Source organism: Roseateles sp., assembly GCF_965229315.1.
Classification (GTDB): Bacteria; Pseudomonadota; Gammaproteobacteria; order Burkholderiales; family Burkholderiaceae_C; genus Pelomonas.
Genome location: NZ_CBDDJA010000002.1, coordinates 1,481,436 through 1,504,508 on the forward strand (window position 1 = coordinate 1,481,436; position 23,073 = coordinate 1,504,508).

At 69.1% G+C, this 23,073-nt stretch carries 25 protein-coding genes and 1 tRNA gene; 18 read left to right on the forward strand and 8 right to left on the reverse strand.

What is annotated here, in order from left to right:
• Window positions 1-117: 117 nt before the first annotated feature.
• The 3 genes from xerD to ACO07H_RS11640 all read left to right on the forward strand — a co-directional run bounded on the left by xerD (window position 118) and on the right by ACO07H_RS11640 (window position 4,151).
• Window positions 118-1,005 (forward strand): site-specific tyrosine recombinase XerD, encoded by an 888-nt coding sequence (gene xerD / locus ACO07H_RS11630; protein ID WP_422014230.1) that lies wholly within the window; start codon window positions 118-120, stop codon window positions 1,003-1,005.
• 98 nt (window positions 1,006-1,103) lie between these two features.
• Window positions 1,104-3,476, forward strand: a complete 2,373-nt coding sequence (locus ACO07H_RS11635) for a TonB-dependent receptor plug domain-containing protein (RefSeq protein ID WP_422014232.1) — start codon at window positions 1,104-1,106, stop codon at window positions 3,474-3,476.
• Between the two features lie 72 nt (window positions 3,477-3,548).
• Window positions 3,549-4,151 (forward strand): MarC family protein, encoded by a 603-nt coding sequence (locus tag ACO07H_RS11640; protein ID WP_422014234.1) that lies wholly within the window; start codon window positions 3,549-3,551, stop codon window positions 4,149-4,151.
• Window positions 4,152-4,218: 67 nt separating this feature from the next.
• Here the strand turns inward: ACO07H_RS11640 and ACO07H_RS11645 are convergent, their stop codons facing one another.
• Window positions 4,219-4,368 carry a hypothetical protein gene (locus tag ACO07H_RS11645; RefSeq protein ID WP_422014236.1) on the reverse strand — a complete coding sequence of 50 codons (150 nt, stop codon included), beginning with the start codon at window positions 4,366-4,368 and terminating at the stop codon, window positions 4,219-4,221.
• Window positions 4,369-4,403: 35 nt separating this feature from the next.
• Complete coding sequence (locus tag ACO07H_RS11650; RefSeq protein ID WP_422014238.1) at window positions 4,404-4,955, reverse strand: GNAT family N-acetyltransferase; 552 nt, start codon at window positions 4,953-4,955, stop codon at window positions 4,404-4,406.
• 276 nt (window positions 4,956-5,231) lie between these two features.
• Here ACO07H_RS11650 and aceA point away from each other — a divergent pair, with 276 nt between their 5' ends.
• Complete coding sequence (gene aceA, locus ACO07H_RS11655; protein WP_422014240.1) at window positions 5,232-6,530, forward strand: isocitrate lyase; 1,299 nt, start codon at window positions 5,232-5,234, stop codon at window positions 6,528-6,530.
• Between the two features lie 81 nt (window positions 6,531-6,611).
• On the opposite strand, the gene ACO07H_RS11660 is transcribed toward aceA, so the two are convergent.
• Entirely contained in the window at window positions 6,612-8,162 is a 1,551-nt protein-coding gene (locus tag ACO07H_RS11660) for a methyl-accepting chemotaxis protein (RefSeq protein WP_422014242.1), read from the reverse strand.
• A gap of 162 nt (window positions 8,163-8,324) precedes the next feature.
• A complete protein-coding gene (locus ACO07H_RS11665) occupies window positions 8,325-9,464 on the reverse strand; it encodes an iron-containing alcohol dehydrogenase (protein ID WP_422014244.1) in 1,140 nt (379 codons plus the stop codon).
• Between the two features lie 110 nt (window positions 9,465-9,574).
• Here ACO07H_RS11665 and ACO07H_RS11670 point away from each other — a divergent pair, with 110 nt between their 5' ends.
• Both ACO07H_RS11670 and ACO07H_RS11675 read left to right on the forward strand, forming a co-directional pair.
• Complete coding sequence (locus ACO07H_RS11670) at window positions 9,575-10,519, forward strand: alpha/beta hydrolase (protein ID WP_422014246.1); 945 nt, start codon at window positions 9,575-9,577, stop codon at window positions 10,517-10,519.
• Window positions 10,516-11,373, forward strand: coding sequence for a YbgC/FadM family acyl-CoA thioesterase (locus ACO07H_RS11675; protein WP_422014248.1), 858 nt, complete (start codon window positions 10,516-10,518; stop codon window positions 11,371-11,373). Before ACO07H_RS11670 ends, ACO07H_RS11675 begins: the two co-directional genes overlap by 4 nt.
• Window positions 11,374-11,381: 8 nt before the next feature.
• Here the strand turns inward: ACO07H_RS11675 and ACO07H_RS11680 are convergent, their stop codons facing one another.
• Window positions 11,382-11,636 carry a DUF4936 family protein gene (locus tag ACO07H_RS11680; protein WP_422014250.1) on the reverse strand — a complete coding sequence of 85 codons (255 nt, stop codon included), beginning with the start codon at window positions 11,634-11,636 and terminating at the stop codon, window positions 11,382-11,384.
• Window positions 11,633-12,532, reverse strand: a complete 900-nt coding sequence (locus tag ACO07H_RS11685; RefSeq protein ID WP_422014252.1) for a YgfZ/GcvT domain-containing protein — start codon at window positions 12,530-12,532, stop codon at window positions 11,633-11,635. The genes ACO07H_RS11680 and ACO07H_RS11685 overlap by 4 nt, the downstream gene beginning before the upstream one ends.
• A gap of 47 nt (window positions 12,533-12,579) precedes the next feature.
• Here ACO07H_RS11685 and mltG point away from each other — a divergent pair, with 47 nt between their 5' ends.
• The 7 genes from mltG to ACO07H_RS11720 all read left to right on the forward strand — a co-directional run bounded on the left by mltG (window position 12,580) and on the right by ACO07H_RS11720 (window position 17,450).
• The gene (gene mltG, locus ACO07H_RS11690) at window positions 12,580-13,572 is read left to right on the forward strand and encodes an endolytic transglycosylase MltG (protein ID WP_422014254.1); all 993 of its coding nucleotides are present in this window, start codon (window positions 12,580-12,582) and stop codon (window positions 13,570-13,572) included.
• A complete protein-coding gene (gene tmk / locus ACO07H_RS11695; RefSeq protein WP_422014256.1) occupies window positions 13,569-14,183 on the forward strand; it encodes a dTMP kinase in 615 nt (204 codons plus the stop codon). The genes mltG and tmk overlap by 4 nt, the downstream gene beginning before the upstream one ends.
• Window positions 14,177-15,181: a DNA polymerase III subunit delta' gene (locus ACO07H_RS11700; protein ID WP_422014258.1), complete on the forward strand. Its 1,005-nt coding sequence runs from the start codon at window positions 14,177-14,179 to the stop codon at window positions 15,179-15,181. Before tmk ends, ACO07H_RS11700 begins: the two co-directional genes overlap by 7 nt.
• Window positions 15,182-15,194: 13 nt before the next feature.
• Window positions 15,195-15,635, forward strand: coding sequence for a PilZ domain-containing protein (locus ACO07H_RS11705; RefSeq protein ID WP_422014260.1), 441 nt, complete (start codon window positions 15,195-15,197; stop codon window positions 15,633-15,635).
• Window positions 15,636-15,651: 16 nt separating this feature from the next.
• On the forward strand, window positions 15,652-16,440 hold the full coding sequence (locus tag ACO07H_RS11710; RefSeq protein WP_422014262.1) for a TatD family hydrolase: 789 nt from the start codon (window positions 15,652-15,654) through the stop codon (window positions 16,438-16,440).
• On the forward strand, window positions 16,437-17,099 hold the full coding sequence (locus ACO07H_RS11715; protein WP_422014264.1) for an ankyrin repeat domain-containing protein: 663 nt from the start codon (window positions 16,437-16,439) through the stop codon (window positions 17,097-17,099). The genes ACO07H_RS11710 and ACO07H_RS11715 overlap by 4 nt, the downstream gene beginning before the upstream one ends.
• A 129-nt stretch (window positions 17,100-17,228) precedes the next feature.
• Window positions 17,229-17,450, forward strand: coding sequence for a hypothetical protein (locus ACO07H_RS11720; protein ID WP_422014266.1), 222 nt, complete (start codon window positions 17,229-17,231; stop codon window positions 17,448-17,450).
• Window positions 17,451-17,510: 60 nt separating this feature from the next.
• On the opposite strand, the gene efp is transcribed toward ACO07H_RS11720, so the two are convergent.
• Together efp and earP are read right to left on the reverse strand one after the other, a co-directional pair.
• On the reverse strand, window positions 17,511-18,065 hold the full coding sequence (gene efp, locus ACO07H_RS11725; RefSeq protein WP_422014268.1) for an elongation factor P: 555 nt from the start codon (window positions 18,063-18,065) through the stop codon (window positions 17,511-17,513).
• 90 nt (window positions 18,066-18,155) lie between these two features.
• A complete protein-coding gene (gene earP / locus ACO07H_RS11730; protein WP_422014270.1) occupies window positions 18,156-19,193 on the reverse strand; it encodes an elongation factor P maturation arginine rhamnosyltransferase EarP in 1,038 nt (345 codons plus the stop codon).
• 32 nt (window positions 19,194-19,225) lie between these two features.
• On the opposite strand from earP, the gene uvrC reads away from it, so the two are divergent.
• The 5 genes from uvrC to ACO07H_RS11755 all read left to right on the forward strand — a co-directional run bounded on the left by uvrC (window position 19,226) and on the right by ACO07H_RS11755 (window position 23,058).
• The gene (gene uvrC / locus ACO07H_RS11735) at window positions 19,226-21,184 is read left to right on the forward strand and encodes an excinuclease ABC subunit UvrC (protein ID WP_422014272.1); all 1,959 of its coding nucleotides are present in this window, start codon (window positions 19,226-19,228) and stop codon (window positions 21,182-21,184) included.
• Between the two features lie 100 nt (window positions 21,185-21,284).
• Complete coding sequence (locus ACO07H_RS11740; protein ID WP_422014274.1) at window positions 21,285-21,818, forward strand: hypothetical protein; 534 nt, start codon at window positions 21,285-21,287, stop codon at window positions 21,816-21,818.
• 68 nt (window positions 21,819-21,886) lie between these two features.
• A complete protein-coding gene (pgsA, locus tag ACO07H_RS11745) occupies window positions 21,887-22,453 on the forward strand; it encodes a CDP-diacylglycerol--glycerol-3-phosphate 3-phosphatidyltransferase (protein ID WP_422014276.1) in 567 nt (188 codons plus the stop codon).
• Window positions 22,454-22,629: 176 nt separating this feature from the next.
• Window positions 22,630-22,953: an HU family DNA-binding protein gene (locus ACO07H_RS11750; protein ID WP_422018632.1), complete on the forward strand. Its 324-nt coding sequence runs from the start codon at window positions 22,630-22,632 to the stop codon at window positions 22,951-22,953.
• A 29-nt stretch (window positions 22,954-22,982) separates the two neighbouring features.
• A tRNA-Val gene (locus tag ACO07H_RS11755) sits at window positions 22,983-23,058 on the forward strand.
• The last annotated feature ends 15 nt before the right edge of the window (window positions 23,059-23,073 follow it).

Here is a 23,073-nt window from a genome sequence, read left to right on the forward strand (position 1 = left end):
TGCCTTGGCCGGTCCCCCGAGGGGACGGCGATGCTTGCCGGATTGACCGGCAAGCACATCGCCAAAGCGGGCCGGCCTGGGAGCGGTCCGGTGCCCGGCCCGAACTGCAAATGCCGCATGGGCGGTAAAGCCCTTGATCCAGCGATCGAGTCCTTCATCGAGGCGCTCTGGCTGGAAGACGGCCTGAGCGCCAACACGCAGGCGGCCTACCGGCGCGACCTGACCGCGCTGGCGGCGTGGCTGGCGCCTCAGGCGCTGGATGACTGCACCGAAGCCCGGCTCTTCGAGTACGCCGTCGCCAGGCCCGGCGGCAAGGCGACGAGCGCGAACCGGCGGCTGTCGGTGTTCAAGCGCTACTTCCGCTGGGCGCTGCGCGAGGGCCGCATTCATGCCGACCCGACGCTCAAGCTGACGGCTGCCAGGCAGCCGCTGCGCGTGCCCAAGCTGCTCAGCGAGGCCCAGGTCTCGGCGCTGCTCGCCGCGCCCGACGTGGACACCGCGCTGGGCCTGCGCGACCGCGCCATGCTGGAGCTGATGTACGCCAGCGGCCTGCGGGTCACGGAGCTGGTGACGCTCAAGAGCGCCCACGTCGCGTTCAAGGACATGGTGCTGCACGTCACCGGCAAAGGCAGCAAGTCGCGCATCGTGCCATTCGGCGAGCATGCGCGCGACTGGCTGGTTCGCTACGTGCGCGAGGCCCGCGCGGACATCCTGGCGGGGCAGGGGAGCGACGACCTCTTCGTCACCGCGCGCGGCGCGGGCATGACGCGGCAGATGTTCTGGACGCTGGTCAAGCGGCATGCGCTGGTGGCCGGCATCACGGCGCCGCTGTCGCCGCACACGCTGCGCCACGCCTTCGCGACGCATCTGCTCAACCATGGTGCGGACCTGCGGGCCGTGCAACTCCTTTTGGGGCATGCCGACCTGTCCACGACGCAGATCTACACCCATGTGGCGCGTGAGCGCCTGAAGGCCTTGCACGCCCAGCATCACCCTCGGGGCTGACCCCTGTGAGCGGCGCACAACAGACGGTGCTCAGGGGGGGCGGGCGCGGCGGGATCGCGCGCAAACTCCCGCGGCATTGCAAAACCCTCGGAGTTGTCATGTCCGCTTCCCGCCTGCTGCCCATTGCCGCTGCCGCGCTCGGCCTGTTCGGCGCCGCCGCCGTCACGGCCCAGGAGGCCAGCAGCCTGGAACGCGTCACGGTTGTCGGCTCGCGCAAGACGCTGCCCGCTGCGTCGGCCACCGACACGCTGGTGCCGGTGGACATCTACTCGATGGGCAAGGCGGCCGAAGGCGGCGGCCAGTTCGACCTGGCGCAGACGCTGCAGTACCTGTCGCCGTCGTTCAACTCCACGCGCCAGACCGGCGCGGACGGCGCCGACCTGATCGACTCCGCCGCGTTGCGCGGCCTGGGCTCCGACCAGACGCTGGTGCTGGTCAACGGCAAGCGCCGCCACACGGTGGCACTCGTGAACCTGTTCGGCGCGCGCAACCGCGGATCGACGGGCACGGACATGAACTCGCTGCCGCTGCTGGCCATCGACAACGTGCAGGTGCTGCGCGACGGCGCGGCGGCGCAGTACGGCTCGGACGCGATCGCCGGGGTCATCAACATCCAGCTGAAGAAGCGCGTCGGCTGCGAGGCGGTGGCGGGTTTCGGCCAGTACTCGGCAGGTGATGGCAAGAGCTACCTCGCGTCGGCCTACTGCGGCGTGAAGCTGGGGGGCGGCACGCTGGGCATCACGGCCGAGTACCAGGACCGCGGCCGCTCCAGCCGCTCGCGCCCGGAGGACCTGCCGCGCATCATCGGCGACACCCAGGTCGAGAACCAGACGGTCTACCTGAACGGCGAGTTCCCGGTGGCCGGCGACAACAAGGTCTACGTGACGGCGGGCGCGCAGAACCGCGACGCGTCCTCGGCCGCGTTCGCCCGGGGCGGCATCGGCTCCGACGACATCCCGTCGCGCAACTCCGCCGCGATGTACCCGGACGGCTTCGTCCCCTTCATCAACGGCAAGATCGAGGACCGCTACCTCACCGTCGGCTGGAAGTCGGCCATCGCAGGCTGGGACACCGACCTGTCGCAGACCTACGGCGCCAACAAGCTGCGCTACAACATCAGCCACACGCTGAACGCCTCCATCGCCAACAAGGACCTGCTGGCCGGCGGCAAGGGCCTCAGCGCCAGCAGCTTCGACGCCGGCGGCTTCGGCTTCGACCAGTACACCACCAACTTCGACGTCAGCCGCTTCTTCCCTGAGCTGCTGGGCGGCAGCAACATCGCCTTCGGTGCCGAGTACCGCCGCGAGAAGTACAACATCGTCGCTGGCGAGCTGGGCTCCTACAACGACGCCGACGGCGTGGGCTTCGGCGGCAACGCCGGCAGCCAGGGCTTTCCGGGCTTCCAGCCATCGGACGCGACCCGCCGCGCCCGCACCAGCCAGGCGCTGTACGCCGACTGGGAGGCCACGCTGACGCCGTCGCTGACCACGGACGCGGCGATCCGCACCGAGCACTACAGCGACTTCGGCTCCGAGACCACGGCCAAGCTCGCCGGCAGCTACAAGCTGGCGCCCGCGCTGCTGCTGCGCGGCGCGGCCAGCACGGGCTTTCGCGCACCCAGCCTGCAGCAGCTCTACTTCTCGTCCACCTTCACCGACTTCATCAGCGGCAAGGCGCTGGACGTGGTGCTCGCCCCCAACGGCAGCAAGATCGCCAACGCCGCCGGCGTGCCCGCGCTGAAGCAGGAGAAGTCGAAGAACTTCACGCTGGGCATCACCGCCAAGCCCAGCGCCGACACCTCGTTCACGGCCGACCTGTACGAGATCAAGATCAAGGACCGCATCGTGCTGTCCGGCCGCTTCGACGCCGACAACTACCCGGCGCTCGGTGCCATCCTGCAGGGTCTCGGCGTGGGCCAGGCCCAGTTCTTCGTCAACTCGGTCAACACGCGCACCCGCGGGCTGGACCTGACGGCCTCCGCGCGCAACAAGCTGGGCAGCGGTGTGCTGAACACCTTCCTCGCGCTGAACATCAGCCGGACCAAGGTGACCGGCGTCAACGCGCCGGCCTCGCTGAAGGGTTTCGAGGATGTGCTGCTGAGCGAACGCGAGCGCCTCTTCATCGAGCAGGGCGGGCCGCGCGCCAAGGGCACGCTGGGCTTCGAGTACAGCGAAGGCGCCTGGACCGGCGAGGCCAAGTTCATCCACTTCGGTGCCCAGACGCTGGGCACTTTCTCGGGCACCGCGGCTGGCGTGCCGAACGCGTACTACAAGCCCAAGTCCTCGATGGACCTCGGCCTGTCGTGGCAAGCCACGCCGGCGCTCAAGCTCAGCGTGGGCGGCAACAACGTCTTCAACGTGAAGCCCACCAAGCAGGACCCGAACGAGACCGACAACGGCTTCATCTACGACAGCGTGCAGTTCGGCCTGAACGGCGCGTCGTATTTCGCACGGGCCTACTACAAGTTCTGAACCGTGCATCGTGCCCGGCGCGATTCGCACGGGCACGGCTGACGGTCCGCGTAGCGCTGGGACAATGTGGCGATGGACCACAGCTTTCTCTCCGCCCTGATCCTGCTGCTGCTGGTGCTGGACCCGCTCGGCAGCCTGCCCATCTTCATCCCCATCATGCGCGCGGTGCCCAAGGAGCGGCGCACGCGCGTGGCGGTGCGCGAGGTGGGCATCGCGTTCTGCGTGCTGTTCGCCTTCATGTTCGTCGGCGACAGCTTCCTGCAGGTGATGCACCTGTCCGAGCGTTCGCTGGAGGTGGCGGGCGGCGTCATCCTGATGATCATCGCCATCCGCATGATCTTCGGCAGCTCGGGCGATTCGGCCTACGGCCTGGAGTCGGGGCGCGAGCCGCTGATCTTCCCGCTCGCCGTGCCGCTGCTGGCGGGCCCGTCGGCAATGGCGACGGTGCTGCTGCTGGCCTCGCGCCAACCCGACCGAATCTATGAGTGGATCGGAGCCTTGAGTGCCGCGATGCTGATCTCGGGCGTGACGCTGGTGATGGCCGACCGCATCCGCAAGCTGCTGGGTGATTCGGTGGTGTCCGCCATCGAGAAGCTGATGGGCCTGGTGCTGACCGCGATCGCGGTCGAGATGGTGCTGGCCGGCCTGAAGCGCTACTTCGTCGGCGGGCTGTGAGCCCGGCCTGAAGGCCGGCGGCATGCAGGCCGCACGGCATGAATCCGTGGCTGGCCAGCGGCCGGTCTCACTTGCCCTTGAGCTTGGCTTCCTTGCCCTTGGGCAGCACGGCCGTCATCGGCGGGACCGGGCGATCCGAGCCCGCGGCCTTGGCGGGCGCCGTGTCTTTCTTGGGTTTCTTGGCCATCTTGTTGCCGCGCTGCTCTGTGTTCGCCATGGGTGCTCCGTACAAGGGGTTTGAAGAAGGCGTGACTATGCCTCAGCCTCGTACCGCGTCCGTGCCGCGCTGACGGCCCATTGCGCCGCTGTGAGGTCGTAGCGAGCGCAATCCATGTCATACCAGCGGCCGGTGCCGGTGAACGTCATGCCCAGGCGCTGCATGACGGTGGAGGAGGGCGTGTTCTCGGGCTGGCAGACCGCGCAGATCAGCCCGGGCTTCAGGGTTCGGAATGCCCAGCCGACCATGTGGCGCGCGGCTTCGCTGGCGAAGCCCTGGCCCCAGGCGTCCTGGCGCAGCCGCCAGCCGGTTTCCAGCGGACCGCCGGGGTCGCGGTTCAGGTGCTGGATGCAGCCGCTGCCGATCAACTGCCCGTCGTCCTGGCGAATGAAAGCCCACCACGAGTAGCCCAACTCGGCCCAGCGCGCCTTGACGCGGTCGATCATGCGCTGCGTGTCCTCGGGCGTGTCCGGGCGGCCGGTGATGTGGCGCATGACGACCGGGTCGCGGTTCAGCTCATGCAGGCCTTGGAAATGATGGTCATCCAGCGGTTCGAGGCGCAGCCGAGGAGTGAGCAGGACAGACATGGGCTGGAGGTGGGAGTGCCGAGTGGCGGGCATTCTCAGCCGAAGCGCTCTCACGATTCGGAAGTCACTTTTCAAATCATGAAATGGCGCCGTGTTGCAGTGCCGCAATATTTCTCATTATGGTGAATTGAGTTTTGCGATTTGAAAAATTCTCTTTAAGTCATTGTTTTTAAATGACAAAGATTTTTGTCTTGTAGAAGACTGGATGCTGCGCAAACGGCGCGCAGGCCTTAGGCTTGAGCCATCGGTTTTCGATGTCCAGCAAGGAGCTTTTCCATGACCCGCCTCACCCGTGACCAACAGATCGCCGCCCTCGAAAAAGACTGGGCGGAGAACCCGCGCTGGAAAGGCATCAAGCGCGGCTACAGCGCCGCCGACGTCGTGCGCCTGCGCGGCTCCGTCGAGATCGAGCACACGCTGGCCAAGCGCGGTGCCGAGAAGCTGTGGGGCCTGGTCAACAGCGAGCCCTTCGTCAATGCGCTGGGTGCGTTGACCGGCAACCAGGCCATGCAGCAGGTCAAGGCCGGCCTGAAGGCCATCTACCTGTCCGGCTGGCAGGTGGCGGGCGACGCCAACAGCAACGGCGAGATGTACCCCGACCAGTCCCTGTACTCGGTGGACTCGGTGCCCAAGGTCGTCAAGAAGATCAACGCCACCTTCAAGCGGGCCGACGAGATCCAGTGGAGCGAAGGCAAGGACGACATCGACTATTTCGCCCCCATCGTCGCCGACGCGGAAGCCGGCTTCGGCGGCGTGCTGAACGCCTTCGAGCTGATGAAGGCCATGATCGAAGCCGGCGCCTCGGGTGTTCACTTCGAAGACCAGCTGGCCAGCGCCAAGAAGTGCGGCCACATGGGCGGCAAGGTGCTCGTGCCCACGCGTGAAGCCGTCGCCAAGCTGGTCGCCGCCCGGCTGGCGGCCGACACCATGGGTGTGCCCACACTGCTGGTGGCCCGCACCGATGCCGAAGCCGGCGACCTCGTCACCGCCGACATCGACGACAACGACAAGCCTTTCTGCACCGGCGAGCGCACCGTCGAAGGCTTCTACCGCACCCGCAACGGCCTGGACCAGGCCATCAGCCGCGGCCTGGCCTATGCGCCCTATGCCGACCTGATCTGGTGCGAGACCGGCAAGCCCGACCTGGCCTTCGCCAAGGCCTTCGCCGACGCCATCCACGCCAAGTTCCCCGGCAAGCTGCTGGCTTACAACTGCTCGCCCAGCTTCAACTGGAAGAAGAACCTGGACGACGCGACCATCGCCAAGTTCCAGCGCGAGCTGGGCGCTTTGGGCTACAAGTTCCAGTTCATCACGCTGGCGGGCTTCCACAGCCTGAACTACTCGATGTTCGAGCTGGCCCACGGCTACGCCCGCAACCAGATGAGTGCCTTCGTCGAACTGCAGGAGAAGGAATTCGCCGCCGCCGAGAAGGGCTTCACCGCCGTGAAGCACCAGCGCGAGGTGGGCACCGGCTACTTCGATGCCGTGACGACCACCATCGAAGCCAACGCGTCGACCGCCGCGCTGAAGGGCTCGACGGAAGACGAGCAGTTCTTCGACGCCAAGCACGGCTGATTGCCAAGGTCAGACCCTCGATGTTCACGGCCCGCTTCTGGCGGGCCTTTTTTCGTCGGCCGCCGCTGCAGCCGGGCCTGATCAGCGTCGCGCGACCTGGAAGGTGCCGACCGCGCTCGCCAGCGTCCGTGCCTGGTCGCGCAGGCTTTCGGCCGCTGCGGTCGACTGCTCCACCAGCGCGGCGTTCTGCTGCGTGACCTGGTCGAGCTGCGTGATGGCGATGTTGACCTGGCCAATGCCGTCGGACTGCTCGGCCGCCGCGGTCGTGATCTCGCCCATGATGTCCTTGACCCGCTGCACGGCCCCCACGAGCTCTTGCATCGTGCGGCCGGCCTCGGCCACCAGCCGCGAGCCGGCGTCCACGCGCTCGACGCTGCTGCCGATCAGGCTCTTGATCTCCTTGGCGGCGTCCGCGCTGCGGCCGGCCAGCGAGCGCACTTCGCTGGCGACGACCGCGAAGCCGCGGCCCTGCTCGCCGGCACGGGCCGCTTCCACCGCCGCGTTCAGCGCCAGGATGTTGGTCTGGAACGCGATGCCGTCGATGACGCCGATGATGTCGGCGATCCGGCGCGAGCTGGCGTTGATCTCGTCCATCGTCGAGACGACCTGCGCCACCACCTCGCCGCCGCGCTGGGCCACGCTGGCGGCGGATGTGGCCAGCGTGTTCGCCTGGCCGGCGGACGCGGCCGAGTGCTGCACCGTGCCGGTCAGTTCCTCCATCGCGCTGGCGGTCTCCTCCAGGCTGGACGCCGCCTTCTCGGTGCGCGCGCTCAGGTCCTGGTTGCCGCTGGCAATCTCGGCCGACGCGGTGTTGATCGACTCCGCCACGTCGCGGATGCCGCCGATGGTCTCCGCCAGCGTCTCGCGCATGCGCCGCAGCGTCGTCTGCAACCGGCCGATCTCGTCGTCGGTCGCGGCCATGCCCTGGCCCGACCGCATCAGGTTGCCGTCCGCCACGCGCTCGGCGAGTTCGTTCGCGGCGGCCAGCCGCGCGGTGATGTTGCGCGTGATGCGCCACGCCGCCACCACGCCCAGTGCCAGCATCACCACGCCCAGCGCCGCCAGCAGCACGCGGCCGCTGCTGTTGGCCGCGTCGATCTCCTGGCCGGTCTTGTCGATGCTGGCGCGCTGGTGGTCCAGGAAGTCCTGCATCCTGGCCAGATACACCTTGGAGCCCGGCACGAACACTTCGGTCAGCTGCCTGTCCGCGGCTTCGGCCTGGCCGTCCTTCTTCAGCTTGACGATCTCCTCGCGAGAGTCGATGTAGACCTTGCGCGCCTTGGCGACCTCGTCGAACAGCGCGCGCTCTTCGGGCGAGCGGATCAGCGCCTCGATGCGCTTCTGCAGTTCGGAGGATGACTTGGTCGATTGCGCCTGGTCCTCGGCGAACAACTGCACCAGCGACGTGTCGGCACTCTTGGCGATCGCGATCGTGCGGCGCACGCCAGCGTTGATGTTGCGGTTCCAGTCCGAGAGCAGCCGTTCCTTCGTCAACGGCTCGTCCATCATCTGCCGCGTCGCTGCGGCCGTGGAGGCCAGCCGCCATGACGCCAGCGCGATCACGCACGCGGCCAGGGCCAGCACCAGTGCAAAGCCGGCGGCCAGCCGTTTGCCGATGGATAGCTTGATCATGGGAGATCTCCTCGTTGTCTCTCGCTCGTGGTCATCCCGCCCGCCATGGGTGTCGGGCAGCGAACGATGCTAGTGCCGAGGTGTGCCGGCCGTCACCGCAAAACAGGGACTTCGATCACGCTCCAGCGCGAAAAAATCAACGGCGCCCGGCGTCGGTGGGTCTCAGCGCGACGCCGCCAGCATCGCCCGGTAGTCGTCGGCGCTGGCCACGCGCGGGTTGGTCTTGTGGCAATGGTCGAGCAGCGCGTGCGTGACGATGCGTTCGTCCAGATCCGGCCCGGCGCCCATCGCCGCCAGGCCCGCGGGCAGCCCCAGGCGGGCACTCATCGCGCTGATCGCATCGGCCACATCGCCCGCCTGCGTACCGGCCAGGCCCATGGCCTGCGACAGCCGCGCGATGCGGTGTTCGCGCTTCACGCTGTCGGCCTCGGCATTGAAGCGGATGACGGCGGGCAGGAACACCGCGTTCAGCGTGCCGTGGTGCAGCCGCGGGTTGATGCCGCCCAGCGCATGGCTCAGCGAATGCACGGCGCCCAGGCCCTTCTGGAACGCCATGGCGCCGTGCACGCTGGCGCACATCATGTCCAGCCGCGCGTCGCGGTCGCTGCCGTCCCGCGTGGCGCGCTCGATGGCACCCCAGCCGCGGCGCAGGCCCTCCAGCGCGATGCCGTCGGCCGGCGGGTTGAAGGCCGGTGCGAGGAAGGTCTCGATGCAGTGCGCGATCGCGTCCATGCCGGTCGCCGCCGTCAGCGCGGGGGGCAGCTTCAGCGTCAGCGCGGGGTCGCAGATGGCGGCCTTGGGCAGCAGCTCCCAGTTGTGAAAGCCCAGCTTGCGGCCGTCGTCGACGATGAGGATGGCGCCGCGCGCCACCTCGCTGCCGGTGCCCGAGGTCGTCGGCACGGCGATCAGCGGCAGCACCTTGGACGTGATGCGGGTCGAGCCGCCTTCGATGGTGGCGTAGGTGGTGAGCGGGCCGTCATGCGTCGCGGCGATGGCCACGCCCTTGGCCAGGTCCATGCTGGAGCCGCCACCGATGGCGATCAGGCCGTCGCAGTCCGCATCCCTGCACATCTGCACGGCCAGGCGCACGGCGGCCTCCGTCGGATTGGACGGCGTCTGGTCGAACACCGGCGGCTTCACGTCGAAGGCGGCCAGCGCCTCGTCCAGCACGCCGGCCGCGCGCACGCCGGCGTCCGTGATGACCAGCGGGCGCCGCATGCCGACGCGCTCGCATTCGCCCGGCAGCAGGCGGCTCGCGCCGAACTCGATCTCGATGCGGGTCAGGTAGAGGATCTGGGCCATGGGTCGGTCTCCGAGCTGTCTTTGTTTCATCGTAGTGCGCCGCACGCCGCGCCGCCGTCAAGCGCGCGACGTCGGGCCTGGACTTCGGGCCTGTAGACAATGCGGTCCCGATGACCGACAAGAACCCACCGCTCACGCCCCGCATGGCCGAGCTGCTGACGCGCATCCAGCGCGCCAAGCGGCCGCCGTTCCATTCGCTGACACCGCGGGACGCGCGCATCGCCTACCGCATGGGCGCCGAGATCCTGGACCTGCCGCGCGCGCCGCTGCCGCGCGTCGAAGACCTGGTGGTCGCCGGTCGCCCCGCCCGGCTGTATGCGCCCAGCGCCGCCAGGCTGCCGGTCATGCTGTACCTGCACGGCGGCGGCTTCACCATCGGCGACCTGGAGACGCACGACAGCCTGTGCCGCCAGCTCAGCAGCCGCAGCGGCGCGGCCGTGCTGGCGCTGGACTACCGCCTCGCGCCCGAGCACCGCTTCCCGGCGGCCGTGGACGACGCCTGGGCCGCGCTCGACTGGCTGCACGCGCAGGCCGATGCTGCGCTGGGCCTGGACGGTACGCGCCTGGCCGTGGGCGGTGACAGCGCCGGTGGCACGCTCTCCGCGGGCTGCGCCTTCCATGCCCGCGACCGCGGCCTGCCGCTGGCGCTGCAGTTGCTCATCACGCCCGGCACTGCCGCGCAGGCGAGCCACGACTCGCACCGCCGCTTTGCCGAGGGCTACCTGCTCGATGCCAAAGGCATCGAGTGGTTCTTCAGCCACTACATCGACGCGGCCGAGCGCACCGACTGGCGCTTCGCGCCGTTGGAAGCGCAGGACCACAGCGGCCTTGCGCCCGCCGCCGTGCTGCTGGCCGAGGCCGACCCGCTCGTCGACGAGGGCCTGGCCTATGCCGACACGCTGCGCGCGGCCGGCGTGCCGGTGCAGCTCGAACTGACGCGTGGCGTCACGCACGACTTCATCAAGATGGGCCGCAGCCTGCCCGAGGCCCTGACGGCGCTGGACTTCTGTGCCAGCGCCATCAAAGACCATTTCAGGGAACCACCACCACCATGAAACGCCAGGACTTCCACCACCTCGAACCGCTGCGCGTGCGCTGGGCCGAGATCGATGCCCAGGGCATCGTCTTCAACGGCCACTACCTGGCCTATGTGGACACCGCCATCAGCGGCTATTGGCGCGCGCTGGCGCTGCCCTATGCGGACACGATGAAGCACCTCGGCGGCGACCTGTTCGTGCGCCGCGCCGCGCTGGACTACCTGGGCTCGGCCCGCTACGACGACCGGCTGGACATCGGCATCCGCTGCCGCGAGTTCGGCAACAGCTCGATGAAGGTGGACGGCGCGGTGTTCCGCGGCGACCAGTTGCTGGTGCAGGCCGACATGGTCTACGTGTTCGCCGACCCGGTGGCGCAGACGCCGCTGCGCCTGCCGGACGCGCTGCGCGACGTCATGCACGGCTTCGAAGCCGGGCAGTCCGTGGTCAATGTGGAGTTGGGCCCGTGGCGCGAACTGGGCGACGCCGCTGCGGCGATCCGCCAGGAGGTCTTCATCCACGAACAGCGCATCCCCGCGGAGATGGAATGGGATGCCGCCGATGCGGGCTGCCTGCATGCGCTGGCACGCAACCGCCTGGGCGTGCCGCTGGCGACGGGCCGGCTGCTGGAGCATGTGCCCGGCGTCGCCAAGATCGGCCGCATGGCCGTGCGCCGCTCCCTGCGCGGCGGCCAGATCGGCCGCCAGGTGCTGGATGCGCTGATGGCCGAGGCGAAGCAGCAGGGCTACCGCGAGGTGCTGCTGCATGCGCAGCTCGCGGCGGAGAACTTCTACCTGCGGGCGGGCTTCCAGCGGCGGGGCGAGCCGTTCGAGGAGGCGGGGATCGGGCACGTGGAGATGGTGCGCTCGATCTAACCCAGCATCTAACCCAGCATCTCGAAGCGTTCGACTTTGCGCTCGCTGGCGAGGAAATCCTTCATCGCCGCGGCGACCTGCGGCTCGCGGTGTGTCCAGCCGGGCGGGTAGATCTCCATCCACGTCCACTCGCCCTCGGCGCTGGGCTCGGGCCGCTGCAGCAGCTCGATGGGCGCCTCGACACGCGCCTTGCGAAAGGCGATGAGGGCGTCATCGACCTGCGCGGCCGCGACGCGGTAGTAGACGTAGAGCTGCGTGCTCATTCCTGCGGCGGGATCTCGTAGGGCAGGGCGCGCGGCTGCAGTGCGGCGCCCGTGGCGCTGCCCAGGTGCAGGCTGGGGCCGTCCAGCGCCGCAAGCTTGATCTCGGCGGCAATCACCGTGCGGCCGTCGCGCGTGCCGCTGCCAGCCACGACGCCCGCAGGCTGCTCGGGGTCGGCGCTGCTGAAGATCTCCTGCCCGACCGTCGCGGCGCCGTCGCTCTCGAAGACCTGCAGGCGGCGCTTGAGCGTGCCGCGGTACTGGCTGCGCGCGACGATCTCCTGGCCGGGGTAGCAGCCCTTCTTGAAGCTCACACCGCCCAGCACCTCGAAGTTGATCATCTGCGGCACGAAGGCCTCAACAGTGGCGCCGCGCACCCAGGCGATGCCGGCCTGCGCCTCGGCGCCGGCCCAGTCTTCGGGCGTGATCGCCGCACCCGCCGGCGCAGGTGCATCGGCGGCCTGCACGCGCAGCGCGCGGCCCAGCCCAGGGGCCGCGGGCAGGGCAATCTGCACGGCGTCGCCGTCGCGCACCAGCGTCCACGCCTCGGCGGCCGGCACGCCCAGCAGGCCGTAGACGGCGAACTCGGCGCTCGCGTCGGTCAGCTTGCACTTGGCCCGCATCACGAACATCGACAGCCGTTTCAGCGTGGCCGGCAGCGTCTCGGCCGGCAGCGCCAGCAGGAGGTCGTCGTCGCCCTGCTTCCAGCCCACCATCGTGGCCAGCAGCCGGCCCTTGGCGGTGCAGAAACCCGCCAGGCGCGCGTGGTCGCGGTCCAGCCCTGCGAAGTCCTGCGTGAGCTGGCCGTGCAGGAAGCTGGCGGCGTCGGTGCCCTGGGCGCGGATGACGCCCCAGTCGGTCAGGCGGTGCTGGGTGGGGAGTTGGGTCGGTTCGGACATGGCGGGAATTATCATCGGCGCCCTTTTGACGGAGCCTGGGCAAGGGCATGAAGTGGTTGCTGCGGGCGGTGCTCGCCTTGTTGTTGATCGCCGCGCTGGCCGCGGGCGCTGTGTGGCAGTGGCTGCGCAGCCCGCTGAGCCTGGCCGCGCCGTCCGTGGAACTGTCCATCGAGCCCGGCACCACCCCGGCCGAGGTGGCGCGTGCCTGGGTGGCGGCCGGCGTGCAGACGGATGCTCGTTATCTCTATCAGTGGTTCAAGTGGTCGGGCCGCGCCAAGCAGATCCGCGCCGGCAGCTACGAGGTGCATGCCGGCATCACACCGCGCGAACTGCTGGACAAGATGGTGCGCGGTGACGAGGTGCTGGAGCAGTTGCGCCTGATCGAAGGCTGGAACTGGCGCCAGGTGCGCGCCGCGCTGGCCACGGCGCCGGCGCTGAAGGCGAAGACGGCGCAGATGAGCGATGCCGAGGTGATGGCCGCGCTGGGCGAACCCGACCTGCTGCCGGAGGGCCGCTTCTTTCCCGACACCTACGCCTACAGCCGCGGCGTCAGCGACCTGACCGTGCTCAAGCGCGCCCGCGCCGCGATGCAGCGCCGCCTGATGGCCGCGTGGACGGCGCGTGCGCCGGAGCTGCCGCTGAAGTCGCCCGAAGAGGCACTGATCCTCGCGTCCATCGTCGAGAAGGAAACCGGCACCGCGTCGGACCGCAGCAAGGTCGCCGCCGTGTTCGTCAACCGGCTGCGCGCGGGCATGCCGCTGCAGACCGACCCGACCGTCATCTACGGCCTGGGCGAGGCCTTCGACGGCAACCTGCGCAAGCGCGACCTGACCACCGACACGCCCTTCAACACCTACACCCGCGGCGGCCTGCCGCCCACGCCCATCGCGATGCCGGGCCAGGCCTCGCTGCAGGCGGCGCTGCACCCGGCAGCGGTGAAGTCGCTGTACTTCGTGTCGCGCGGCGACGGCAGCAGCGAGTTCAGCGAAGACCTCGCCGCGCACAATCGCGCGGTCAACAAATACATCCGCGGCAAGTGACGGGACGATTCATCAGCTTCGAGGGCATCGACGGTGCCGGCAAGTCCACCCACATCCAGGCCGTGGCCGACTGGTTCCGTGCGCGCGGCGCCGACGTGCAGCTCAGCCGCGAGCCCGGCGGCACGCCGCTGGCCGAGACGCTGCGCGACATCGTGTTGAACCAGCCCATGGGCTCGCTGACTGAGCTGTTGCTGATGTTCGCCGGCCGCCGCGACCATGTGGAGACCGTCATCAAGCCCGCGCTCGCCGCCGGCCGCACCCTGCTGTGCGACCGCTTCACGGACGCCAGCTTCGCCTACCAGGGCGGAGGCCGCGGCCTGCCGCTGAGCGTGCTGGAGCCTCTGGCCGACTGGGTGCAGGAGGGCACCGAGCCCGAGCTGACGCTGTGGTTCGACCTGCCCGCCGAACAGGCCGCCGCGCGCCGCGCGGGTGCGCGGGAGGCCGATCGCATCGAGCAGCTGGACCTGGCCTTCTTCGAGCGCGTGCGCGCCGCCTACGCGGCCCGTGCGGTGCAGGCCCCCCAGCGCATCGTGCGCATCGACGCGAGCGGCACGCTGGCGCAGGTCGGCGCGCAGGTGCTGGCCGTGCTGCCGCAGCGCTATCCATGCTGAACGCCGATCTTCCCTGGCTGCAGCAGCCGCTGGCCGACGCGCTGGCCCGCGCTCGCTCCCACGCGCTGCTGGTGCAAGGCCCGGCGGGGGTGGGGCAGTTGGAGCTCGCCGTCAAGCTCGCGCAGAGCTGGCTGTGCGAGGCCACCGCATCCGACGAACCCGCGTGCGGCCACTGCGCGAGCTGCAAGCTGTTCGCCAGCGGCACGCACCCCGACTTCCAGTTGCTGCTGCCGGAGGCGCTTGAAGCGCCGTCGCGCGAGGCGCTGGGCCTGCCTTATGAGGAGCCCGACGCCAAGGCCGGCAAGGCCAAGCCCAGCCGCGAGATCAAGGTCGAAGCGGTGCGCGGGCTGCTGGCGTTCGCGCAGGCCACGTCGGCGCGCGGCAAGGCCAAGGTCGCCGTCATCTTCCCGGCCGAGGCGCTGAATGGCGTGGCGGCGAACGCGCTGCTGAAGACGCTGGAGGAGCCGTCTGGGCTGCTGCGCTTCGCGCTGGCGAGCTTCGATGCCGCGGGCCTGCTGCCGACCATCCGCAGCCGCTGCCAGCCGGTGCCGCTCGCGTTGCCGCCGCATGACGAGGCGCTGGCCTGGCTGGCGTCCAAGGGGGTGGACGGTGCCGAGGGGCTGCTGGCCGCCACGGGCGGCCGGCCGCAGCAGGCGCTCGACTGGTTCAACGCCGGGCTGACCGATGCGGCCTGGCAGGCGATCCCCAAGCGCGTCGCGCGCGGCGAGGTGGCCACGTTCGCGGACTGGGCGCCGGCGCGTGTCATCGACGCGCTGCAGCGCCTGTGCCACGACCTGCTGCGCCGCCGCCACGGCCAGGCTGGGCAGTTCTTCGCCGCGGCCGCCCTGCCGTCGCCCAAGCGCGCCGCGCCGCTGCTGGCCTGGGAGGCCGAGCTGCGCCGCGCGGCGCGCCACGCCGAACATCCGCTGAACGCAGGGCTGTGGATCGAGGCGCTGGTGGCGCAGACCCAGGCGGCCGTGTCGGCCGCGCTGCGCTGACTACACTGGGCCCATGAGCGACGCCCACTCGAAGTCCGGCCCGAACAGCTTCCAGCCCAGCCAGCTCGGCGGCGCGCTGCCGCTGCCGACCGTCACCGGCGCGGCAGGCTCGGGAGCGCGGCCCAGCGTCATCCAGCTGGTCTTTCGGGAGCGTTCGGCGCTGTACGCGGCCTACATCCCGGCCTTCAGCGAAGGCGGCCTCTTCGTGCCGACCACCCGCGACTACCGGCTCGGCGAAGACATCTACCTGCTGCTGGCGCTGCCCGAGGACAACCAGCGCTACCCGGTGGCCGGCAAGATCGCCTGGCTGACGCCTCCCAACGCGTCGGGTGGCCGCACGCAGGGCGTGGGCGTGCGCTTCCCGGGCGACGAGAAGACCCGGGCCATCCGCATCAGGATCGAGGAAATCCTGGGTACGGCGCTGTCGTCCAGCAAGCCCACGCAAACCCTCTGAGCTCCTGCACCGTTCGATGTTCGTCGATTCCCACTGCCACCTCAGCTTCCCGGAGCTGAAGGCCAGGCTCCCCGACATCCTGGCCGACATGTGCAGCGCGCAGGTGGACCAGGCCATCTGCATCTGCACGCAGATGGAGGAATTCGAGGCCGTGCACGCACTGGCGCTGGAGAACGCGCAGCTCTGGGCCACCGTGGGCGTGCACCCGGATACCGAGGACATGCGCGAGCCCGATGTGGCCGAACTGGTGCGGCTGGCCGCGCTGCCGCGCGTCGTCGCCATCGGCGAGACGGGGCTGGACTACTACCGCCTGAACGGCCGCAGCATCGACGACATGGAATGGCAGCGCGAGCGCTTCCGCACGCACATCCGCGCCGCCAGGCAGGCCGCCAAGCCGCTGGTCATCCACACCCGCGCCAGCGCGGCCGACACGCTGCGCGTGCTGGACGAGGAGGGCGGCGAGCGGGCCGGCGGCGTCTTCCATTGCTTCACCGAGACCGCCGAGGTGGCGCTGGCGGCCGTGGAGCGCGGCTACTACATCTCGTTCTCCGGCATCGTCAGTTTCAAGAACGCACAGGACCTGCGCGACCTCGTGAAGCTGCTGCCGCTGGACCGCGTGCTGATCGAGACCGACAGCCCCTATCTCGCGCCCATGCCGTTCCGCGGCAAGACCAATTCACCGGCCTACGTGCCCTATGTGGCAAAGGCGGTGGCCGACGCCCTGGGCCTGCCCGTGCCGGAGCTGGCGGCGCGCACGACCGCCAACACGCGGCGGCTCTTTGGCCTGCCGGAGGTGGCGGCATGAAGCGCTGGCTTGCCGGCGCGCTGCTGTCGGCGGCGGTCGCCGCCCATGCGGCGCCCATCGACGACTTCGTCATGGCCGTCGAAATGAATGACCCCCGCGTCGTGCTGAGCCTGCTGCTCAAGGGCGTGGACCCCAACCAGCCCGATGCGCGCGGCCGCAAGGCCATCTTCGTCGCCGTGCGCGAGGAGTCGCTGCGCGCGCTGGACAGCCTGCTCGCCTCGCCGCTGCTCAAGGCCGACGAGCCCAACGCCCAGGGCGAGACGCCGCTGATGATCGCGGCCATCAAGGGCTCGCTGCCGGCCGTCAAGGCGCTGGCCAAGCGCGGCGCGGCCATCAACCGCGAGGGCTGGACGCCGCTGCACTACGCCTGCAGCGGGCCAGACCACGGCGTGGCGGCGTGGCTCATCGAGCAGGGCGCGGTGATCAATGCGCGCTCGGAGAACGGCACCACGCCGCTGATGATGGCGGCCCGCTATGGCAACGCCGACCTCATTTCCATGCTCATCAAGGCCGGCGCCGAGCCGCGCGCGGCCAACGAGCAGGAGATGACGGCGGCCGACTTCGCGCAGCGCGGCGGCCGCGACGTGATCGCCAAGGAACTGCGCCGCATCATCCAGGAGCGCCAGCGTGCGGCCGATGCGGCCAAGCCGGCCCGATAAGCGCGACAAAGTTCTCGGGCCAGCGGCCGTGTAGGGAAAAGTCTTACAGCACCTCGCGCGCTGAACCGACTGTTGCGGCAAGACGAGGCTGCCTACAGTGAGTCCATCGACTTTCAACCGAGGCTCACCATGCTGTCCAACACGCCCAATCTGGCCGACCCGTTCGCGATGCTGATCGCGCCCGAGCAGGTGATGCAGGCCGTCGAGCGTTCCGACCGTCTGGCGCGCCTGCAGCGCCGCGTCTACCGCCCGCTGGACCGGCCCTGGATTCCGATGAAGGGCATGGCGGCCGATTTCGACAGCGAGATCGACGCCGAGCCCGATGTGCCGGACCTGTCCGATCTCGAATAAGCCGACCCATAAAAAACGCCCGCTGCTGCGGGCGTTTTCACTTCGAGCTTCGCCGGCGTCTCAGACGCGCTTGCGGTACTCGTGCGTGCGGGTGTCGATTTCGATCTTGTCGCCGTTCTCGACGAACGCCGGCACGGAGATTTCAAAGCCCGTGCCCTTCAGGCGGGCGGGCTTCATGACCTTGCCGGAGGTGTCACCCTTGGCGGCCGGCTCCGTCTCGATCTCGCGCACGACGCTGGTGGGCAGCTCGACCGAAATGGCCTTGCCGTCGTAGAAGGTCACTTCCACGGCCATGCCGTCTTCCAGGTAGGAGATGGCGTCACCCATGTTCTCGGACTCGACTTCGTACTGGTTGTACTCGGTGTCCATGAACACATACATCGGGTCGGCGAAGTAGGTGTACGTGCAGTCCTTCTTGTCGAGGATGATCTGCTCCATCTTGTCGTCGGCCTTGAAGACCAGCTCAGCGCCGGCGCCGTTCAGCAGGTTCTTCATCTTGATGCGCACGGTGGCGGCGCCACGGCCGCCGCGGCTGTATTCGGTCTTCAGGACGACCATCGGGTCCTTGCCCTGCATGATCACGTTGCCTGCGCGGATTTCTTGAGCGAGTTTCATGGTGTATTGCGGGATGAAAGGCCGGGGATTCCGGCTGGCGGCGCACCAGACTCCAAAAGACTCCGTCTTGGTTTGGCGCGGCAAAGCCGGCTATTCTAGCTGGGAAACCCCTAGGAATTGCTGCAGCCGCGTCAGCAGGTCGGGCTGGGCCGCCAACTGCGCACGCCAGCCGACGGCATGCAGAGCGGCTGCATCCAGCGCTGGCAACGCCGGCAGCGACTCGCTCATCCCGTTCCAGCCCCGCCAGACCGAACGCCAGGCGGCAGGCAGGTCGGCGCGGGCCATGAAGGCCTCCAGCTTGGCGTGGTGGGCGTCGTCGTGCTGCGGGTAGATGTGCCAGACAAAGGGTTTGCCGGCCCATTGCGCGCGCACGAACGAGTCCTCGCCGCGGACGAAGTTCAGGTCGCAGGCCCACAGCAGATGGTCGTAGTCGTCCTGTGGCAGGTAGGGCAGCGCGACGTGGCGCAGCCGCGGGCGGTCGGCGATCTGCCCCTGCAGCGGGCCGGGACAGGCCAGCACCAGCGTCGGTTGATCTGCCAGCGCATCCAGCAGCGCCGGCAGGCGCGGGTTGTCGTAGGCGAACAGGCTGACGACCCGCTCGCCGGGCCGCGGCGCCCAGCCACGGCCGGCCAGCCAGGCACGGCCATCGAAGGCAGCCCTGCGCGCCAGCAATCCGGGCTCGCGCAGCAGCCCACCGGTGCGCGGCGTGAAGCCCGGGTAGAAGAAGTGCTTGCTCAACCCCGCGGCCGGGCCGTGGAATTGCGGTGACGCGAGGCCGTGGCTGCGTTCGACATAGTCCTCGGCGCTGAGGTATTCGAGGTTGATCCAGTGCGGCGCAGGCACGTGCGCGGCCATGCGGGCGACGAAGGCCGGGGGAAGTTCGCAGCCGAAGGACTCGATGACGACGTCGCCGGGCCGCACGTCCACATCAGCGTGCGGCCACACGCGGACGTTGATGCCGGGCGGCCGCTGCGGCGCCATCCAGCGCAGCGCCGAGGCGTCGTCCACCCACAGCCTGACCGCCTGGCCTCTTGCGGCCAGATCGCGGGCCAGACGCCAGCAGACACCGAGGTCGCCGTGGTTGTCGATGACCCGGCAAAAGATGTCCCAAAGCGTCGGCGAACTCATGGGTCGATTGTCCCAGGCCAAAATCCGCCGCCATGTCGACCCCGACTCCGATCCCGACCCTGTCCCCCCCCGACCCCGGCGAGCCGCCCCGCGCCGAGATGGAGGCCGCGGCGCGCGAGACGCGCGAGAAGCTGCTGGCCGAGGTCGGCGCGCTGCCGGCCATGCCCGGTGTCTACCGCTACTTCGACGCCAAGGGCGACGTGCTCTATGTCGGCAAGGCGCGTGAGCTGAAGAAGCGCGTCTCCAGCTATTTCCAGAAAAACCACGGTGGCACGCGCATCGGCCTGATGGTCTCGCGCATCGCGCGCATGGAAACGACGGTGGTGCGCACCGAGGCCGAGGCGCTGCTGCTTGAGAACAACCTCATCAAGACGCTGAACCCTCGGTTCAACATCCTGTTCCGGGACGACAAGAGCTACCCCTACCTGAAGATCACCTCGCACGCCTACCCGCGCATGGCCTACTACCGCGGCGCGGTGGACAAGCGGCACCAGTACTTCGGCCCCTTCCCGAGTGCCTGGGCGGTGAAGGAATCCATCCAGCTGATGCAGAAGGTGTTCAAGCTGCGCACTTGCGAGGACAGCGTCTTCAACAACCGCAGCCGGCCCTGCCTGCTGCACCAGATCAAGCGCTGCTCCGGACCCTGCGTGCCGGCGGGCCAGGGCGGCGACTACGCGCTCAACGTCGCCAGCGCCGAGCGCTTCCTGCGCGGCGAGACGGACGAGGTCATGGCCGCGCTGCAGGCGCAGATGATGGCCTACGCGCAAGCTCAGCAGTACGAACTGGCCGCTGAGGTGCGCAACCAGATCCAGGCGCTGTCCAAGGTGTTGCAGCAGCAGGTCATCGAAGAGAGCAGCGCCACCGGCGGCGAACGCGACGTGGACATCCTGGCGGTGAAGGTGCAGGGCGGCCGCGCCTGCGTGAACCTGGCGATGGTGCGCGGCGGCCGCCACCTGGGTGACCGCGCGTTTTTCCCCAAGCACGTGGACGAAGCGACCGCGGTGCGGCTGGACGAAGACGAGGTGCTGTCGCCGGAGCGGCAGGTGCTGGAGGCTTTCATGGCGCAGCACTACCTGGCGTCGCCGGTGCCGGGGCTGGTCGTCGTCAGCGACGCGGTGGACGCGGGCCTGGCCGATGCGCTGGGTGTGCAGAACGGCGGCCGCGTGACAGTGCAAGCCCAGCCGCGCGGCCAGCGGCGCATCTGGCTGGAGATGTGCGTCAAGGGCGCCGAACTGGCGCTGGCCCGCCTGCTGGCGGAAGAGGGCTCGCAGCAGGCGCGCACGCGGGCGCTGGTGGACGCGCTGGACCTGTCCGTCGCCGAGATCGACAGCTTCCGCGTCGAGTGTTTCGACATCAGCCACACGGCGGGCGAGGCGACGATGGCGAGCTGCGTCGTCTTCGAGGGCCACCAGATGCAGAGCAGCCAGTACCGGCGCTACACCATCGAGGGCATCACCGGCGGCGACGACTACGCTGCCATGCGCCAGGTGCTGACGCGCCGCTACAGCAAGATGGCCGAAGCGGCCCAGCTCGGCACCGGACGGCTGCCCGACCTCGTGCTCGTGGACGGTGGCCGTGGCCAGGTGTCGATGGCGCGCGAGGTGTTCGAGGAGCTGGGACTGGACCTGGGGCTGATCGCCGGCGTCGAGAAGGGGGAGGGGCGCAAGGTCGGGCTGGAGGAGCTGGTGTTCGCCGATGGCCGCGAGAAGGTCTACCTGGGCCGTGACTCCGCGGCGCTGATGCTCGTGGCCCAGATCCGCGACGAGGCGCACCGCTTCGCGATCACCGGCATGCGCGCCAAGCGCGCCGCGGCGCGCACGGGCGGGTCGCGGCTGGAGGATGTGCCTGGCGTCGGGCCCAAGAAGCGCTCGCAGTTGCTGCAGCGCTTCGGTGGCGTGCGCGGCGTGGCCGGTGCCAGCGTTGACGAGCTGTGCAGCGTGAAGGGCATTTCGCGCGAGCTCGCAGAAGACATCTACCGCGCGCTGCACTGACGTGCAGAGCACGCGAGCTCGCAGAAGGCATCTGCCGCGCGCTGCACTGACAGCGCTGGCCGGAGATGGCGCGGACAATGCATGCAGGAGGAGATTCAACATGTCCATCGTCGACGGTTGCAAGCGCGCTGCGCACTGGGTGATCACACCGCTGCTGGCCGCCTGTGGCGCCGCGCCTCGCGCGCCCGCGCCGGCCCCAACGCCCAGGCCTGCGCCGGCACCCGCCGTGGCTGCGGCACCGGCGTCCACGTTGGCGCCGGACGCGAGCGCCGCGCTGCCCAAGGCGCAGGGCATGCCGGCGCCCAAGCCCGTGCGCACGCATGATGAGCTGCGCCGCCAGGCCGCCGAACGGCTGGTCATGGCCAACCCCGAGCGCAGCTACATGACGCCGGCGCCCGCGCACCTGCTGACCGTCGTCGTGCTGGACATCGAGGTCAAGGCGGACGGCAGCGTGCGCAAGATCAACGTCGTGCGCCCGCCCAAGTTCGGCCCCGAGACCCTGCAGATGGCGGTTGACGCGGTGAACCGCGCCGCACCGTTCGGCGACGTGCGGCGCATGCCCGAACCGTGGCGGTTCACCGAGACCTTCCTGTTCGACGAGGACCGGCGCTTCAAGCCGCGCAGCCTGGACTGATTCAACCTATCTGCCACAGTCGTGGCCCACCCGCCGGTGCGGCTTATCGGCTTGGGCACAATCCCCGCATGTTCCTGACGCTGCCGACTCTGCTGACCTGGGCCCGCATCGTGGCCATCCCGCTGATCGTCGGGGTGTTCTACCTGGACCTGACGACTGCCCACCAGAACCTGTTCGCGACCGCGCTGTTCATCGTCGTCGCGCTGACCGACTGGCTGGACGGCTACCTGGCCCGCAAGCTCAACCAGACCTCGTCCTTCGGCGCCTTCCTGGACCCCGTGGCCGACAAACTGATGGTCTGCTCGGCCTTGCTGGTGTTGCTGAAGCTGGGGCGCGTCGACGCCTTCGTCGCGCTCGTCATCATTGGCCGCGAGATCACCATCTCGGCGCTGCGCGAGTGGATGGCGCAGATCGGCGCGGCACGCAGCGTGGCCGTGCACATGGTCGGCAAGCTCAAGACGATGGCGCAGATGGTGGCCATCCCCTTCCTGCTGTACGACGGCCAGTTGTTCGGCCTGATCCCGACGCATGCGTGGGGAACCTGGCTGGTCTACGCGGCCGTCGTGCTGACGATCTGGTCCATGGTCTATTACCTGCAGAAAGCCGTGCCGGAGATTCGCGCCAAGGCGCGCTGAAGTCGTGCCGCCGTGACTTGCGGCGGCGATCCGGACACCGAGTTGTATCCGGACTTTTCCCGCCCCGCCGTGGCCTGGGCGCGCGTCTAGAATCCGGTTCCCCGTGCACGCCCTGGGCGCCGTTCAGGCGGCCATTTTCAGGATGAACCGTACGGGACCGACATCCGTTCGCAGTTCTGCGCTATAGCTGTGGGCGCAGGGCACAACAGTCTGTTGAGGGGGCACGAGTGAACAAGTCCGAATTGATCGAGCACATTGCCAAGCAGGCCGACATTTCCAAGGCCGCCGCAGGTCGTGCGCTCGAAGCCGTCATCGGCGGTGTCAAGACGACGCTGAAGAAGAACGGCACGGTATCGCTGGTAGGCTTCGGCACGTTCAGCATCACCAAGCGGGCCGCCCGTGCCGGTCGCAATCCGCGCACCGGCGATACGATCAAGATCAAGTCGGCCAAGGTGCCCAAGTTCAAACCCGGCAAGGCGTTGAAAGACGCTGTCAACTGAGCTCGCTCAGTTCGGGTCCCGGTTTTCCCGGGCGCTTAGCTCAGTTGGTAGAGCACCTCCCTTACACGGAGATTGTCGGCGGTTCGAGCCCGTCAGCGCCCACCACCCGCTCCGCCGGAC

Excerpts from the sequence above, each read along its gene's own strand:
- ACO07H_RS11700 (WP_422014258.1), top strand. The coding sequence starts at position 14,177 with ATGCTGAACGCCGATCTTCCCTGGCTGCAGCAGCCGCTGGCCGACGCG.
- mltG (WP_422014254.1), top strand. The coding sequence starts at position 12,580 with ATGAAGTGGTTGCTGCGGGCGGTGCTCGCCTTGTTGTTGATCGCCGCG.
- uvrC (WP_422014272.1), top strand. The coding sequence starts at position 19,226 with ATGTCGACCCCGACTCCGATCCCGACCCTGTCCCCCCCCGACCCCGGC.
- aceA (WP_422014240.1), top strand. The coding sequence starts at position 5,232 with ATGACCCGCCTCACCCGTGACCAACAGATCGCCGCCCTCGAAAAAGAC.
- ACO07H_RS11680 (WP_422014250.1), bottom strand. The coding sequence starts at position 11,636 with ATGAGCACGCAGCTCTACGTCTACTACCGCGTCGCGGCCGCGCAGGTC.
- ACO07H_RS11675 (WP_422014248.1), top strand. The coding sequence starts at position 10,516 with ATGAAACGCCAGGACTTCCACCACCTCGAACCGCTGCGCGTGCGCTGG.
- ACO07H_RS11710 (WP_422014262.1), top strand. The coding sequence starts at position 15,652 with ATGTTCGTCGATTCCCACTGCCACCTCAGCTTCCCGGAGCTGAAGGCC.
- ACO07H_RS11665 (WP_422014244.1), bottom strand. The coding sequence starts at position 9,464 with ATGGCCCAGATCCTCTACCTGACCCGCATCGAGATCGAGTTCGGCGCG.
- ACO07H_RS11685 (WP_422014252.1), bottom strand. The coding sequence starts at position 12,532 with ATGTCCGAACCGACCCAACTCCCCACCCAGCACCGCCTGACCGACTGG.
- ACO07H_RS11660 (WP_422014242.1), bottom strand. The coding sequence starts at position 8,162 with ATGATCAAGCTATCCATCGGCAAACGGCTGGCCGCCGGCTTTGCACTG.
- ACO07H_RS11645 (WP_422014236.1), bottom strand. The coding sequence starts at position 4,368 with ATGGCGAACACAGAGCAGCGCGGCAACAAGATGGCCAAGAAACCCAAG.
- pgsA (WP_422014276.1), top strand. The coding sequence starts at position 21,887 with ATGTTCCTGACGCTGCCGACTCTGCTGACCTGGGCCCGCATCGTGGCC.
- ACO07H_RS11740 (WP_422014274.1), top strand. The coding sequence starts at position 21,285 with ATGTCCATCGTCGACGGTTGCAAGCGCGCTGCGCACTGGGTGATCACA.
- ACO07H_RS11640 (WP_422014234.1), top strand. The coding sequence starts at position 3,549 with ATGGACCACAGCTTTCTCTCCGCCCTGATCCTGCTGCTGCTGGTGCTG.
- efp (WP_422014268.1), bottom strand. The coding sequence starts at position 18,065 with ATGAAACTCGCTCAAGAAATCCGCGCAGGCAACGTGATCATGCAGGGC.
- earP (WP_422014270.1), bottom strand. The coding sequence starts at position 19,193 with ATGAGTTCGCCGACGCTTTGGGACATCTTTTGCCGGGTCATCGACAAC.
- ACO07H_RS11715 (WP_422014264.1), top strand. The coding sequence starts at position 16,437 with ATGAAGCGCTGGCTTGCCGGCGCGCTGCTGTCGGCGGCGGTCGCCGCC.
- ACO07H_RS11720 (WP_422014266.1), top strand. The coding sequence starts at position 17,229 with ATGCTGTCCAACACGCCCAATCTGGCCGACCCGTTCGCGATGCTGATC.
- ACO07H_RS11635 (WP_422014232.1), top strand. The coding sequence starts at position 1,104 with ATGTCCGCTTCCCGCCTGCTGCCCATTGCCGCTGCCGCGCTCGGCCTG.
- ACO07H_RS11670 (WP_422014246.1), top strand. The coding sequence starts at position 9,575 with ATGACCGACAAGAACCCACCGCTCACGCCCCGCATGGCCGAGCTGCTG.
- ACO07H_RS11650 (WP_422014238.1), bottom strand. The coding sequence starts at position 4,955 with ATGTCTGTCCTGCTCACTCCTCGGCTGCGCCTCGAACCGCTGGATGAC.
- xerD (WP_422014230.1), top strand. The coding sequence starts at position 118 with ATGGGCGGTAAAGCCCTTGATCCAGCGATCGAGTCCTTCATCGAGGCG.
- ACO07H_RS11705 (WP_422014260.1), top strand. The coding sequence starts at position 15,195 with ATGAGCGACGCCCACTCGAAGTCCGGCCCGAACAGCTTCCAGCCCAGC.